The following is a 15883-nucleotide window of genomic DNA, read 5'->3' on the forward strand; positions in this document are numbered from 1 at the left end:
CCAGGGGATCTTCATGCGAATAACGCTCGAGACGATGCGCACGGCCGTCGCCGACATCCTCGACGAGCCGCCCGGCGCCATCGGCGACCAGGACGATCTGACCGCCCTGGGCCTCGATTCGATGGCCATCATGAACCTCGCCGCGCTCTGGCGCCGCGAGGGCGCCGAGATCCGCTTCGGCGACCTCGTGGAGCGGCCGCGGCTGGCGGAGTGGTGGGCGCTGGTCGAGCGGGCCGCCGAAGCGGCGGCGGACGCGACAGGGCCCGCCGTCCCCGGCGCCGGCCCGCCCCCGGCCCCGTTCGACGAGTCCGCCGCCTTCCCCCTCGCCCCCATGCAGCACGCCTACTGGGTGGGCCGCGCCGACGGCCAGGTGCTCGGCGGCGTCGGCGGGCACTTCTACTTCGAGTTCGACGGACCGGGCCTCGACCCGGACCGGCTGGACGCGGCGCTGCGTGCGCTCACCCGCCGGCACGCCATGTTCCGTGCCCGCTTCCTGCCCGACGGCACCCAGCGCGTGACCGACCGGCCCACCGGCCTCACCGGCGTCCACGACCTGCGGGACGCGGACCCCGAGCGGGTCCGCGGCGAACTGGACCGGCTGCGCGCCGAACTCTCCCATCAGCGCCTCGACGCCGCAGCCGGCCCCCTGCTCGACGTACGCCTCACACTCCTGCCGGACGGCACGAGCCGGCTGCACCTCGACGTCGACATGCTGGTCTGTGACGCGATGAGCTTCCGCATCGCCCTCGCGGACCTCGCGCGGTACTACGACCAGCCCGAGCGGGAGCCCGAACCCCTCGGCTACAGCTATCCGCACTACCTGGCGGACCGGGCCGCCCGGCCGCCCGCCCACCTCGAACGGGACCGTGCCTACTGGGCCGGCCGGCTGCCCACCCTGCCCGGCGGGCCGCAACTCCCGCTGGCCGGACCGCCGGAGCGGCTGTACCGGCCCCGCACCGGCCGCCGCACCCTGTGGCTGACACCCAAGCGCCGTGAACGGCTCACCACCCGCGCCCGGGAGCACGGTCTGAGCCCGGCGATCGTGCTGGCCACCTGCTATGCCGAGGTCCTGGCCGCCTGGAGCGCGGAGAAGCGCTTCCTGCTCAACCTGCCGCTGTTCGACCGCGACCCGGTCCACCCGGACGTCCCCGCGCTCGTCGGAGACTTCACCAGCCTGCTGCTGCTCACCGTGGACGCCACCCGGGAGGAGTCCTTCGCCGAACGGGCCCGCCGGGTGCACGCCGACTTCCGCGAGGCCGCCGGACACAGCGCCTGCCCCGGCACCGACGTCCTGCGCGATCTGGCGCGCACCCGCTCCCGCAGCGCGGTCGCGCCGGTGGTGTTCACCTCGGCCCTCAGCATGGGCGAGCTGTTCGCGCCCGAGGTACGCCGGACGCTGGGCGAATCGGTGTGGCTCAGCTCCCAGACACCGCAGGTGTGGATGGACCTCCAGGCAGTCGAGCACGACGGCGGGATCCGGCTCGTCTGGGAGGCCGTGGAAGAGCTGTTCCCCGCGGGCCTGCTGGACGACATGGCCGCTGCCCTGGGCCGGCTCCTCGACCGGCTGACCGCGCCGGACGGCGACTGGACGGACCCCGTGCCCGACCTGCTGCCGGCGGCACAGCGTGCGGTCCGGGCCGCCGTCAACGCCACCGACAGGCCCTGCCCCGACCACGCCCTGCACGACCCCTTCTTCACCACCGCGCACCAGGAGCCGCACCGGCCCGCGCTGCTGTGGGCGGACGGCTCGCTGACCCGGGCGGAACTCGCCGACCAGGCCCTCAGGCTCGCCGGCCTGCTGCGCACCCGGGGAGTGGCCCCGGGCGACCCGGTGATGATCTCCCTGCCCAAGGGGCCCCGGCAGATCGTCGCCGTGCTCGGCGTCCTCGCGGCCGGCGGCACCTACGTACCCGCCGGCATCGACCAGCCCGAACACCGCCGCCGGCGCATCGCGGCCTCCTGCGGCGCACACCTGACCGTGACCGAGCGCACCCTCGACGAGGCCCGCACCGCGCCACCGCTGCCCGGGCCCCTCCCCGTACCGCCCGACCGGATCGCGTACATCCTCTACACCTCCGGATCCACCGGCGAACCCAAGGGCGTGGAGGTGCCGCACCGCAGCGCCGTGAACACCGTGGCGGCGCTCAACGAACGGTTCGGCCTCGGCCCCGACGACCGCACCCTCGCCGTCTCCGCGCTCGACTTCGACCTGTCGGTGTACGACGTCTTCGGACCCCTGTGCTCGGGAGGCGCGGTCGTCTGCGTGCGGCAGGAGGAGCGGCGCGACGCGCGGGCCTGGCTGGACCTGGTCCGCGGCCTGGACGTCACCGTCGTCAACTGCGTCCCCACCCTGCTGGAGATGCTCCTGGAGGCGACCGAGGGCGCCGCAGCCACCGCCGGGATCCGGGTGGCCCTGCTCGGCGGCGACCGGGTCGCCCCCGACCTGGCGGCGCGCGCCCGGCGCGTGTTCCCCGCCGTGCGGTTCGCCGGCCTCGGCGGCACCACGGAGACGGCCATCCACTCCACCGTCCAGGAGGTCGAGGAGGCGCCCGCGCACTGGACCTGCGTGCCGTACGGGGTCCCGCTGCCGGGCCAGCGCTGCCGGGTCGTCGACCCGCGCGGCCGGGACTGCCCGGACCGGGTGCCCGGCGAACTGTGGATCGGCGGCGCCTCGGTGGCCCGCGGTTACCGGGGCGATCCCGAACGCACCGCGGACCGGTTCGTGGAGCACGCCGGGCTGCGCTGGTACCGCACCGGCGACCTGGCCCGCTATCTGCCGGACGGCTCACTGGAGTTCCTGGGCCGGGCCGACTTCCAGCTCAAGGTGCGCGGGCACCGGATCGAACCCGGCGAGATCGAGGCCGCGCTGCGGGACCACCCCGCGGTGGCCGCCGCCGCCGTGGTCGGCGTCGGGGACCCGGCGACCCGGCTCGCCGCCGCGGTCGTCGCGCGCGAGCCGTCCGCGCCCGGCGACGAGCCGGCGGAGCCGCTCACCGAGGCGCTGCGGGAGCATCTGGCCGACCGGCTGCCGCCCGCCATGGTCCCGGACGTCCTCGCGGTGCTCGACGCGCTGCCGCTCAACACGAACGGCAAGATCGACCGCGGTGCGCTGCGAGACCTCCTCGCCCGCGACGAGCGCACCACCGCGGGACACGAGCCGCCACAGGGCGTCGTGGAGAGCCAGGTCGCCGAACTGTGGGGCGAGTTGCTCGGGGTGGAGCGGGTCGGGCGCGGCGACGGGTTCTTCGAGCTGGGCGGCGACAGCCTGCTCGCGACCCGGCTGCTGACCCGGCTGCGGGCGGCAGGACTGCACGGCGCCGATCTGGGACGCCTGTTCACCGCACCGGTCCTGCGCGACTTCGCCGCCGGACTCCGCCTCGGCCGGCCCACCCGGCTGCCACCGGTCACCCCCGACCCCGGCGACCGGTACACGCCGTTCCCCGCGACCGACATCCAGCGGGCCTACTGGCTCGGGCGCGGCACGGACTTCACGCTCGGCGGCGTCGGATCGTACTGGTACTGGGAGTTCGACGGCCGGGACGTGGACCTCAAACGCCTGGAGGACGCCTGGAACCGGCTCGTGGAGCGCCACGAGATGATGCGCGCGGTCTTCGACGAGGAGGGCAACCAGCGCATCCTCGAACAGGTCCCGCCCATCGCCTTCGAGGTCACCGACGCGCCGCCCGGCCAGGCCGAGGAGATGCTGCGGGCCCAGCGCACCGAGCTGGACCACCGCGTGTTCGACGTGGCGCAGTGGCCGCTGTTCCACATCGCCGCCACCCGCTACGACGGCGACCGCACCCGCATCTCGTTCGGCTTCGACTACATCGTCCTCGACGCGCTGAGCATCATGACGATCTTCTGGGAACTGTCCCGGCTGTACGACGACCCGGCGTGTACGCTGCCGTCCCTCGACGTCTCCTTCCGCGACTACGTCCTGCAGGCCGCCCCCGACCCCGAGGAGGTCGCCGCCGACCGGGCGTACTGGACCGGGCGTCTGCCCGAACTGCCGCCCGCCCCGGCGCTGCCGCTGGACGTCGCCCCGGAGCAGGCGGGCCGGCCCCGCTTCACCCGGCGCGAGTTCTTCCTCCCGCCGGACGCCTGGCAGGCGCTGACCCGGACCGCCCGCGGCACCGGACTGACCCCCTCGGCCGTGCTGGCCGCCGCCTTCGCGGACGTGCTCTCCGCCTGGAGCGCACAGCCCGAGGTCACCGTGAACCTGACCCTCTTCGACCGGCGCGAGGTCCACCCGGACATCAACAACATCGTCGGCGACTTCACCTCCCTGCTGCTGGTGGGCCACCGGCCGAAGGACGGCGACGGCTGGGCCGACGCGGCGCGCCGCTTCCAGCAGCAGATCTGGGAAGGGCTCCAGCACAGCTCGGTGTCGGCGCTGTGGGTGCTGCGCGAGCTGGCCCGGCGCACCGGCACGGCGGAGGTGGCCATGCCGGTCGTCTTCACCAGCACCCTCGGCGTCTCCGACCGGCTCGCCGACCTGACCATGCCCTTCGGCGAACAGGTGTACGGGCTCTCCCAGACCCCGCAGGTGTGGCTGGACTGCCAGGTCGTGGAGCGCGACGGCGGCATCGCCGTCAACTGGGACGCCGTCGAGGAACTGTTCCCCGCCGGGCTCCTGGACACCATGATCACCGCCTACGAGCGGCATCTGACCGGTCTGGCCCGGGCGGACTGGCGGCGGCCCGTCGCCGTGGAACTGCCCGCGGAGCAGGCCCGCGTCCGTGCCGAGGTGAACGCCACCGAGGCCCCGCTGAGCGGACGCCTGTTGCACGAACCCTTCTTCGCCGGTGCCGCCGCCGCGCCCGGCCGCCCCGCGCTGCTGTGGCGGGACGGACGACTGGACCACGGGGAACTCGCCGAGCGGGCCCTGCGGGTCGCCGGCGCGCTGCGGGCCGCGGGCGTCCGGCCCGGCGACACCGTCGCGATCGTGCTGCCCAAGGGGCCCGACCAGATCACCGCCGTGCTCGGCACGCTCGCCGCCGGCGCCTGCTACGTGCCGGTGGGCGTCGACCAGCCGCCGGTCCGGCGGGCGCGGATCCTGCGGCGCGCACGCGCCGTGGCCGTCCTCACCGACGCGGACCCGACGGCGGACGCCGGATGGCCGGACGGCGTCGCGGTGCTGGACGCGCAGTCCGCCCGCACGACCGCCGACCCCCTGGACGCACCGGTCACCGTGCCGGACACCGCGCTCGCCTACACCATCTTCACCTCGGGCTCCACCGGTGAACCCAAGGGCGTGGAGACCACCCACCGAGCGGCCGCGAACACCGTCGAGGACATCGGCGACCGCTTCTCGGTGGGGCCGGACGACCGTGTCCTCGCCCTGTCCGCCCTCGACTTCGACCTCTCCGTCTACGACCTCTTCGGCCTGCTGGGAGCGGGCGGTGCCCTCGTCCTCGTCGAGGAACGCGACCGGCGCGAACCGCACCGCTGGCTCGACCTGCTGCGCACCCATCGGGTCACCGTGTGGAACACGGTGCCGGCGCTCCTCGACATGCTGCTGACCGCGGCCGAGGGAGCGGACGGGCTCCCGCTGGAGCCGCTGCGCCTGGCCCTCGTCTCCGGCGACTGGGTCGGCCTCGATCTCCCGGGCCGGCTCGCCGCCCGCGCCCCGGACTGCCGGCTGGTGGCGCTCGGCGGCGCCACCGAGGCCGCCATCTGGTCCAACGCCCACCCCGTGACCGAGCCGCCGCCCGGCTGGCCCTCCATCCCCTACGGCCACCCCCTGCGCAACCAGCGATTCCGCGTGGCCGATCCGGCGGGCCGCGACCGCCCGGACTGGGTGCCGGGGGAGCTGTGGATAGGGGGCGCGGGCGTCGCCCGCGGCTACCGCGGCGACCCCGAGCGCACGGCAGCGCAGTTCGTCGAGCACGAGGGCCTGCGCTGGTACCGCACCGGCGACCTCGGCCGCTACCGGCCCGGCGGCATCCTGGAGTTCCTCGGCCGGGCGGACCAGCAGGTGAAGATCCGCGGCCACCGCATCGAACTGGGCGAGATCGAGGCCGCGTTGCAGGACCTGCCCGGCATCGCCCGGGCCGTCGCCCGCATCGTGGGGGAGCGTCCCCGGCACCGGATCGCGGCGTTCGCCGTGCCGGCCGGCGACCCGCCCGAACCGGTCGCGCTGCGCGCCGCCCTCACCGAACGGCTGCCCGGCTACATGATCCCCGAGCGCATCCGGATCGTGGACCGGCTGCCGCTGACCGCCAACGGCAAGGTGGACCGGGGCGCCCTGGCCGCCCTGCTCGACGAGGAGCCGTCCCAGGCCGACGAGGAGCCCAGGGGAGAGCTGGAGACCGCCGTCGCCGCGCTCTTCGCCGACCTCCTGGGCGTCGAACGGGTCGGCCGCACCGAGAGCTTCTTCGCGCTCGGCGGTGACAGCCTCACCGCCACCCGGGCCACCGAACGGCTGTGGAGCACCACCGGCGTCCGCCTCACCCTGCGCGGGTTCTTCTCCGCGCCGACCGTCGAGGCGCTCGCCCGTCTCATCGAGCACCGACGCGCCGAGAGCGCCCTGATCCCCATGGAAGAAGGAGTGCTATGAACCTGGCCGGGCTCTTGGCCGAACTGGAGGCCAGCGGTGTCGAGCTGTGGGAGGAATCGGGCAAGCTCCGCTTCCGGGCCCCGCAGGGCGCCCTGACCGGGGAGCAGCGGGCCCTCCTGAAGGCCCACAGGAACGACGTGCTCGACCTGCTCCGGGCCGGGCACGACCGGGTCACCGTGACCCCGCGCCCCGCCGAACGCCACGCTCCCTTCCCGCTCACCGACGTACAGACCGCCTACCTGCTCGGCCGTCGCGACGTCTTCGACTACGGGTCGGTCGCCTGCCACGCCTACGGCGAGCTGCGGTTCGCCACCCTCGACCCGGACCGCCTGGAAGCCGCCTGGCAGGCCCTGATCGACCGGCACGACATGCTGCGCGCCGTCGTGGAGGACGAAGGCGCCCAGCGCGTCCTTGAATCCACTCCGCCCTACCGCCTCGCGGTCACCGACCTGCGCTCGGCCACCGGCACCCAGACGGCGGCGGCGCTCGCGGCGGTGCGTGAGGAGATGGAGCACCAGGTCCTGCCCGCCGGCACCTGGCCGCTGTTCGACCTGCGGATCACCCTCCTCGCCGACCACGCCCTGCTGCACCTCTCGATCGACTTCCTCATCGCCGACTACATCTCCCTGCACCTCCTCCTCGACGAACTGCGCACCCTCTACACCGACCCGGACGCCACCCTGCCCGAACTGCCCGTCACCTTCCGGGACTACCTCCTGGCCGAACGCCGGCTGCGCCAGGGCCCGCGCCGGGAACGCGACCGCGCCTACTGGCTGGACCGGATCGACGACCTGCCCCCCGCCCCGCCGCTGCCGTTGCGCGAGGGACGGCGCAGGGGCGGGCCGGCCCGGTTCGACCGGCACCAGCTCGTCCTGGCCCCCGAACGCTGGCGCGCCCTGCGCCGCCGGGCCGTCGACCGCGGCCTGACCCCGTCCGGGGCCGTCCTCGCCGCCTACGCCGAGGTGATGGGCCGGTGGAGCGGACGCGAGCGCTTCACCCTCGACCTCACCCTCCTCAACCGGCTGCCCCTGCATCCGCAGGTCGCCGCCCTCGTCGGTGACTTCACCTCCGTGGAGCTGCTCGCCGTCGACCGCCGTCGGGGCACGACGTTCACCGAGCGCGCCACCGCCGTGCTGGGTCAGCTCTTCGAGGATCTGGACCACCGGCTGTTCACCGGCGTCGAGGTCCTGCGCGAACTCGCCCGCCGCCGCGGCCAGGAGGCCGCGCTGATGCCGGTCGTCTTCACCAGCGCCATCGGCCTGCGCGACCAGGACGCCCCGGACGGCACCGCGCACGCCGAGGACACCGCGGATCCCGAGGGCACGGTCCCCGACGGCGAACTGGTGCACGGCATCAGCCAGACCCCGCAGGTGTGGATCGACTGCCAGGCGATGGAGCGGCGCGGAGCCCTCTGCATCAACTGGGACGTCCGCGACGGCGTCCTGGACGAGACGGTCGTGGCCGACATGTTCACCGCCTTCCGCGATCTGCTGCACCGCCTGGCCGACGGCGACGACCCCTGGGAGTCGTCCTCGCCCGTCCGCCTGTCGGCCGCGCAGCTCGAGCGCCGTGACCGGGCCAATGCCACCGACGCCCCGCTGTCCGACGCGCTGCTGCACGAGGGCGCGCTCGCCGCCGCGCTGCGCACCCCCGACGCCCCCGCCGTGATCGCCGGGGACCGCCGGCTGACCCACGGCGACCTCGCGGCCCGCGCCGCCGCCGTGACCCGGGCGCTGCGCTCGGCCGGATGCGCGCCCGGCGATCCGGTCGCGATCGTCGCCGACAAGGGCTGGGAACAGATCGCGGCGGTCCTCGGCGCGCTGTCCGCGGGCGCGGTCTACATCCCCGTGGACACCCACCAGCCGGCCGCACGCCGCGAGCGCATGCTGCGCGACGCCGGGGTCCGGCACGCCCTGGTCCGCTCCGGCACCACAGGGCTGCCCGCCGACGTCACCGCGATCACCGTCGACACGTTCCCGCCCGAGCCCGTGCCCACCGGGCTGCCCGAGCGGCTGCGCGCTCCGGACGACCTCGCCTACGTCATCTACACCTCCGGCTCCACCGGCAGCCCGAAGGGCGTGATGATCACGCACCGGGGCGCGGTCAACACCATCGACGACATCAACCGCCGTTTCTCCGTGGGCCCCGAGGACCGGGTGCTGGCCCTGGCCAACCTGGGCTTCGACCTGTCCGTCTACGACGTCTTCGGCGTCCTCGCCGCCGGCGGCTGCCTGGTCCTGCCCGACCCCGCCCGCCGGGCGGACCCCTCGCACTGGGCCGCGCTCCTGGCCGAGCACGACGTCACCCTGTGGAACTCCGTGCCCGCCCAGCTCCACATGGTCAACGAATACCTCGGCACCAGCCCGGTTCCGCTGCCCCGCCTGCGCCTGGCCCTGCTGTCCGGCGACTGGATACCGGTCCGGCTGCCCGACAGCATCCGCGCCAAGGTGCCCGGACTGCGCGTGATCTCCCTCGGCGGCGCGACCGAGGCGTCGATCTGGTCCATCCTCCATCCCGTCGACGGCGAGGTCCCCGAGGACTGGCCGTCCATCCCGTACGGCACCCCGCTCGCCAACCAGCGTTTCCACGTCCTGGACGCCCGGTTCGAGCCCTGTCCCGAGCTGGTCGCCGGCGACCTGTACATCGCGGGCGCGGGCCTCGCCGCGGGCTACCTGCACGACGAGGAGAAGACCGCCGAGCGCTTCGTACGGCATCCCGTCACCGGCGAACGCCTCTACCGGACCGGCGACCTGGGGCGCTATCTGCCCTCGGGCGAGATCGAGTTCCTGGGCCGGAACGACCGGCAGGTCAAGATCCGCGGACACCGCATCGAGGCGGCCGAGGTCGAGGCGGCCCTGCAGTCCCATCCGGCGGTCGCCGCGAGCGCGGTGATCGTGGAGGGTGAACGGCCCCTGGAACGCCGCCTCGTGGGCTTCGCGCAGACCGCCCGCGCCACCCGGGGCGCCGCCGAGCGGACCGACGGCGCCGCCCTCGTCGCGGCCGTCGCCGAGGAAGGCGAGGAGGTCCGCTCCGGCGTGGACGCCGAGCGGGTGGTCGGCTTCGCCCGGCACCTCGACGAGGCCGCCCTGCTGGCCATGATGGACGTCCTGCAGAGCAGCGGGCTGTTCCCGGACGAGGGGACCCGGCACCCGCTGCCCGAGATCCTCGCCGCCGCGAAGGTCGCCCCGAAGCACCACCGCCTGGTGCGCCGCTGGCTCGCCGCCCTCGTCCGCGAGGGCCACCTCGAGCACCGGCCGCAGGACGGCTACCGGGCGCTGCGCCGGGCCGCGCCGGGCGCCGTGGAGGAGGCATGGCGGCGGGTCGACGCGACGCTGCCCTCCGCCCAGGACGGCTCGCAGCTCCTGCAGTACTTCCGCACCGCGACCGCCCACCTCCCGCAGCTGCTGCGCGACGAACAGGACCCCGTGCAGCTGCTGTTCCCCGAGGGCAGCATCGACATCCAGGAAGCCGCCTACACACAGGGCTTCCTCAACTCCTACCTCAACCGCATCGCCACCTCGGTCGTGCGCCGCATCGCCGACGACCGCGCCCGGCACGGCACCGTGCACCTGCTGGAGGTCGGCGCCGGGGTGGGCGGCGTCAGCGTCGAGGCGGTGCCCCGGCTGGCCGGCACCGACTGCTCCTACCTCTTCACCGACGTCTCGCAGTTCTTCCTGAACAAGGCCGCCGAACGGTTCGCCGACTTCCCGTGGGTCGACTACGCCCTGTTCGACATGAACGAGGACTTCCGCCCCCAGGGGATCGAGCCGAACTCGCTCGACCTCATCCTGTGCGGCAACGTCATGCACTACTCCCGCAACGCCACGACGGTCCTGGACCGGATGCGGCAGATGCTGGCCCCCGACGGCTGGCTGGTGTTCATCGAGACGACCCGCGACAACTACCAGATCCTCACCTCCATGGAGTTCCTCTTCGACGCCACCGCCGGCGACTTCGAGGACGTGCGCCAGGGCAAGGACCAGACGTTCGTGGCCCGCGACCAGTGGCTCGAGCTGATCTCCCAGGCGGGCGGTGAGACCGTGCTCTGCCTGCCCGGCCAGGACGACCCGCTCTCGGCCATCGGCATGCACGTCTTCGCCGTCCGCTTCAAGGCCGACCGGGCCCGGGTGGCACCCGCCGAACTCGTCGCACACCTCACCGAACGGCTGCCCGAGGAGATGGTCCCCGCACAGATCCAGGTCGTCGACGAACTGCCGCTCACGGACAACGGCAAGGTGGACCGGCGCACCCTGAGGTCCTGGCTCACCCCACGCCGGACCGCCGAGCAGACCCGCGGCGCGGACCCCGCCCCGATGACGGACCTGGAGCGCCGGATCACGGCATTGTGGTGCCGCGTCCTGGACACCCCCGCGGTGGGCAGGGACGACACGTTCTACGAGGCCGGCGGCGACTCCCTGCTCGCCGCCCAGCTCGTCGGAGCGCTGCGGGAGGAACTGCCCGAGGCCGAACACACCCTGTTCGACGAGCTGTTGCGCGAACTCCTCGACGGGGCGAGCATCCATCACCTCGCAGGGGTCCTCACCACGGCCCCGGCACCCCAGGCGGCCACGCAGCCGACCGCCCCCGCCGTCCCGGTGCCGACCGCGTCCGCCGGCACCCCCGACGACCGGCTCTGGGCGGTGTTCCGCGAGGGCTTCCCCGCCGGCGGCTCCCACCAGGAGCTGTGCGCCCGGCTGGAGGAGACCGGCCCGCTGCTCGACGCCTCGGCCGCGCACCCCCTCAGCGCCCACCTGGACACCGCGCCGCACGCCGTGATCGAGCGCGTCGCCCATGAGCGGGCCCGGCTGCTGCGCGCCACGGGACACACCCGGTTCCGACTGGTCGGGGCCCACAGCGGAGCCCTGCTCGCGGCCGAGACGGCCCGGCAGCTCATCGAGGGCGGCGCCGACGTCGACCTGACCGTCATCAGCAGCTATCCGCTGCCCGCGGTGGTCGAGGACCCCGTCTTCGCCGAGTACCTCTTCGCCCTCGGCAGCGGAGCGGACCCCCGTGACCTGGGCTGGCCCGACCAGCCTGCGGCCGGAGCGGCCCTGGCCGCCGTCCTGGCCCGCACGCCCGGCAGGGTGCCCGACGGTGCGCTCGCGGCACTGGACGACGGCCTCTCCGGTACCGCGGCCGCGTTCGCCCGGCTGGCCGCCACCCCCGCCGACGAGCGGCGGGCCCGTCTCGCCGCGGCCCTGGGCAGCACCACGGACGCCGTCCAGGAACGGTACGCGGCCCACCGCCTGCTCGCCGAGGCCGCGGCCGCCCACCGGCCGGACCCCTTGGCGGGGGACGTCACCCTGCTCCTGCACCGCGACGACACCCCGCTGTGGCCGACGCTCGCCGCCGACGCCACCCGCTACTGGGACGAGCTGAGCCTGGGCCGGCTGCGGACCCGCTCCGTCCCCGGCGACCACTTCACCTGCCTGTCCGCCGGCCACGCGGCCGAACTGGCCGCCGCCCTCACCGCTCCCGCGACTCATCAGGAGGACACCCGGTGACCACCACCCTCGCCGTCCTCGGCGGCTACGGCGCGGTCGGCGCGGTGGCCGCACGCGAACTGGCCGCCACCCACCCCGAGGCACGACTGCGCATCGGCGGCCGCCGCCTCGACGAGGCGACCCGCTGCGCCGACCGCATCGGCGGCCGCGCCGAGCCGCACGCCGTCGACCTGACCGACCCGGACTCGCTCGCCGCGTTCTGCGCCGGCAGCCAGGTCGTCGTCAACTGCGCGGGCCCCTCCTACCGCGTGCTGGACAAGGTCGCACGGGCCGCCCTCGCCGCCGGCGCCGACTACGTCGACGCGGGCGGCGACGAACCCGTCCACCGGGCGCTGTCCGAGCAGGACCCGGCGGAGCAGGGCCGCGCCGCCGTCCTCACCGCCGGCATGATGCCCGGCCTGACCGGCCTGCTGCCGCGCTGGCTCGCCGCCCAGGGAGTGGACGAACCCGAGCAACTGCTCGGCTACGTCGGCACCATGGACCGGCTCACCCCGGCCGGCGCCGGCGACTACCTGCTCAGCCTCGGCGGGGCCTACGGCGAGGCCCAGTCGGCCTGGCGGGGCGGCGCCCGGGTGCTGCGCGTCCTGCAGCCGCTCACCGACACCGAACTGCCCTTCTTCCCGGGCACGGTCAGCGCCTACCCCTACCTCAGCTACGAGGTCGAGCGGCTCGCCCGCGACCTGGGACTGGCCACCGTCGACTGGTACAACGTCTTCGACGGCGGCTCCCGGATGCTCAAGGCCCTCGGCCGCCTCCAGGGCGCCATGACCGGACAGAGCGCACTGGAGCCCGCCGCCCGCGAACTCATCGAGGCCGCCGGCCTCGACCTGTTCGGACGCGACCCCTACCAGCTGTTCGCCCTGCAACTCACCGGGCGCAGCGCGGGCCGGGAGACGGCGCGCTCCCTGGTGCTGCGGGGCACCGACACCTACGAACTGACCGGCGCGGTCGCCGCCGTCGCCGCCCAGGCGCTGCTCGCCGGCCGGGTACCCGCCGGGGTCCACTACGCCGCCGAGGTGCTGGACCCCGACCTCGTCGTCCAGCGGCTGAGGGACCTGGCGGCGGTGACCTCGCTGGACCTCTTCGACCACCCGCTGGCCGAGGCGTGCGCCACGGAGGAGGGCGAACTGTGAGCGGCGAACGGCCCCGGATCGTGGTGGCCGGCACCAAGTTCGGCCGCATCTACCTCGCGGGCGCGGCCCGTCCCGACTCCCCGTACGCGCTCGCCGGGATCCTGGCCCGCGGCAGCGAGCGCTCGGCGCGCATCGCCCGCCACTACGGCGTACCCCTGTTCACCGACCCGGAGCAGATACCCAAGGACGTCGAGGCCTGCTGCGTGGTGGTCGGCGCCGGCATCAACGGCGGCCCCGGTGCCCGGCTCGCCCAGCAGCTCATGGCGCGCGGCCACCACGTCCTGCAGGAACACCCGCTGCACGCACGCGAGCTGGCCGACTGCCTTCGCACGGCCCGGGAACACCGGGTGGCGTACCGGCTGAACAGCCACTACGTGCACGTCGAGCCGGTGCGCCGGTTCATCGCCGCCGCCCGCCGGCTGCTGGCCGGACAGCGTGCCCTGCACATCGACGCGGCCTGCGCGTTCCAGGTGCTGTACACGCTCTTCGACATCCTCGGCCGTGCGCTGGGCGGCGTCCGGCCCTGGGGTTTCGGACCGGTGTGCGACCTGCCGCCCGCACTGCGGGACCTGGCGGACGCACCTCCCGTCTACCGCAGCCTGGACGGGGTGATCGCCGGGGTGCCGTGCACCCTCCGGCTGCAGAACGACATGGACCCCGCCGACCCCGACAACCACACCCACCTCTTCCACCGCATCACCCTGCACACCGAGGGAGGGCACCTCACGCTGCTCAACACCCACGGCCCGGTCCTGTGGAGCCCCCGTCCGCACATGCCGGGCGACATGCGAGAGACCGTCCGCATGGAGGAGTCGCGAGCGGCCCACTTCGGCCACCTCAGCGCCGAGCCGCTCGGACCCGCGACCGGCCCCGACTACCGGGACATCCTCGGCGAGCTGTGGCCGGAGGGAGCGGTGGGAGCCCTCAGGGCGCTGCGCGGGGACATCGAGGGCGGCACGGACCCGGGCAGGGACGGCCAGTACCACCTGACGCTGTGCCGGCTCACCCGCGAGGTCGGGGACCGCTTCGGACCGGTCCGCCTGCACCGCGACACGCCCGAACCCCGCGTCCTGCCCGCCACGGCCCTCACCGAGGGCACGCCGGCACCGAGGAACCGTTCATGAACCCGCCGAGCAACGCCCGTACCGCACCGACCTCTTCGGACCTCGCCGTGTGGTTCCGCCGCTACTGGCCGCGGCCTTCGGCACGGCGCCGCGTCGTGCTGTTCCCGCACGGCGGCGGCGCCGCCAGCTTCTACCGCGGGCTGGCCAAACGGCTCCTGCCGGCCGCCGAACCGCTGATCGCGCAGTACCCGGGGCGCGAGGACCGGCTGGAGGAACGCCACATCACCGAGATGGCCGAGCTGGCGGACCGGATCAGCGCCGCGCTGCTGCCCGCGCTGGACCGCGAGTTCGTGCTCTTCGGACACAGCATGGGCGCGGCCGTCGCCCATGAGGTGGCGCTGCGGCTGGAGCACGAGCACGGGGTGACCCCGGCGCTGCTGTGCCTGTCCGGCCGGCCCGCCCCACGCCACCACAAACCCGGCAGCAAGCACCTCGACGACGAGGCCCTGTGGGACGAACTCGGCCGCCTGGGCGCGACCCCGTCCCTGCTGCTCGACAATCCGCAGGTCCGGCGTGTCGTCCTGCCCACCCTGCGGGCCGACTACCGCCTCGTGGAACGGTACCGGCCGGGCACGGGCCCGGTGCTGTCCTGCCCCGTCGCCGCCTGCCTCGGCGACGACGACCCGGAGGTCACCCCCGTGGAGGCCGAGGCCTGGTCGGAGGTCTCCCGCGGCGGCTTCACCTTCCGCCTCTTCACGGGGGACCACTTCTACTTCCGCGGCCAGGAGGACGCCCTCGCCGGCTGGCTGCTCACCACAACGGACCGGGAGGCCGCATGATCGTCAGGCCCACCGTCGAGGCCTACGCCGAGGCGCACTCGACGGGCGAACCACCGGAGCTGGCGGCTCTGGCCGAGGAGACCCGCAGCCGGTGCGAGATCCCGCAGATGATGGTCGGCCCGCTGGAGGGCCGCCTCCTCGCCCTGCTGGTCCGGATGCTGCGCCCGCGCACCGTCCTGGAGATCGGCACCTTCACCGGCTACTCGGCGCTGTGCATGGCGGCGGAACTCCCGCCGGACGGCACCCTGGTGACCTGCGAGGTGGATCCGGCGCACGCCGAGATCGCACGGCGGCACTTCGCCGCCTCGCCCTACGCCGACCGGATCGAGCTGCGGCTGGGACCGGCGCTGGAACAGCTCAAGAGCCTGGACGGGCCCTGGGACTTCGTGTTCATCGACGCCGACAAGGTGGGCTACGGCGACTACTACGACGCGGTGCTGCCCCGGCTCGCCGAGGGCGGACTCATCGCCGTCGACAACGTGCTGCAGTTCGGCGGCGTGGCCAACCCCCTGGACCAGAAGGCGGACACCGTGGCACTGCGGGAGTTCAACGAGAAGGTCCGCGACGATCCCAGGGTGGAACAGGTGGTGCTGACGGTACGCGAGGGCATCACATTGATCCGCCGCGTCTGACGTCGCGGAATTCCCTGATCCGGTACTTGGAAAGTTCTTTATGAACCCTGAAAGATTGCGCCGGGACCGACGCGCCGGACCATAGGCTCTCGGCGACGGGCGAAGCAAGCGAAAGCCGCAGACATCGACCGCGGAAGAAAGCGAGCGGGATT

The 15883-nt window shown here is 74.2% G+C and carries 6 protein-coding genes; all 6 read left to right on the forward strand.

Going from position 1 to position 15883, the window contains the following annotated elements; genetic code table 11:
- Positions 1-13: 13 nt before the first annotated feature.
- The 6 genes from ACZ5CW_RS11440 to ACZ5CW_RS11465 are packed head-to-tail and all read left to right on the forward strand — an operon-like array spanning position 14 to position 15731.
- Entirely contained in the window at positions 14-6559 is a 6546-nt protein-coding gene (locus ACZ5CW_RS11440; protein ID WP_468600083.1) for an amino acid adenylation domain-containing protein, read from the forward strand.
- Positions 6556-12063, forward strand: a complete 5508-nt coding sequence (locus ACZ5CW_RS11445; RefSeq protein ID WP_468600084.1) for a non-ribosomal peptide synthetase — start codon at positions 6556-6558, stop codon at positions 12061-12063. Before ACZ5CW_RS11440 ends, ACZ5CW_RS11445 begins: the two co-directional genes overlap by 4 nt.
- Positions 12060-13196 (forward strand): saccharopine dehydrogenase NADP-binding domain-containing protein, encoded by a 1137-nt coding sequence (locus ACZ5CW_RS11450; protein ID WP_468600085.1) that lies wholly within the window; start codon positions 12060-12062, stop codon positions 13194-13196. Before ACZ5CW_RS11445 ends, ACZ5CW_RS11450 begins: the two co-directional genes overlap by 4 nt.
- Positions 13193-14320: a Gfo/Idh/MocA family oxidoreductase gene (locus ACZ5CW_RS11455; protein WP_468600086.1), complete on the forward strand. Its 1128-nt coding sequence runs from the start codon at positions 13193-13195 to the stop codon at positions 14318-14320. Before ACZ5CW_RS11450 ends, ACZ5CW_RS11455 begins: the two co-directional genes overlap by 4 nt.
- Positions 14317-15099 (forward strand): thioesterase II family protein, encoded by a 783-nt coding sequence (locus ACZ5CW_RS11460; RefSeq protein ID WP_468600087.1) that lies wholly within the window; start codon positions 14317-14319, stop codon positions 15097-15099. The genes ACZ5CW_RS11455 and ACZ5CW_RS11460 overlap by 4 nt, the downstream gene beginning before the upstream one ends.
- Positions 15096-15731, forward strand: a complete 636-nt coding sequence (locus ACZ5CW_RS11465; protein ID WP_468600088.1) for an O-methyltransferase — start codon at positions 15096-15098, stop codon at positions 15729-15731. Before ACZ5CW_RS11460 ends, ACZ5CW_RS11465 begins: the two co-directional genes overlap by 4 nt.
- Positions 15732-15883 lie beyond the last annotated feature (152 nt).

The sequence above is a fragment of the Streptomyces sp. NPDC031379 genome (genome assembly GCF_055569615.1).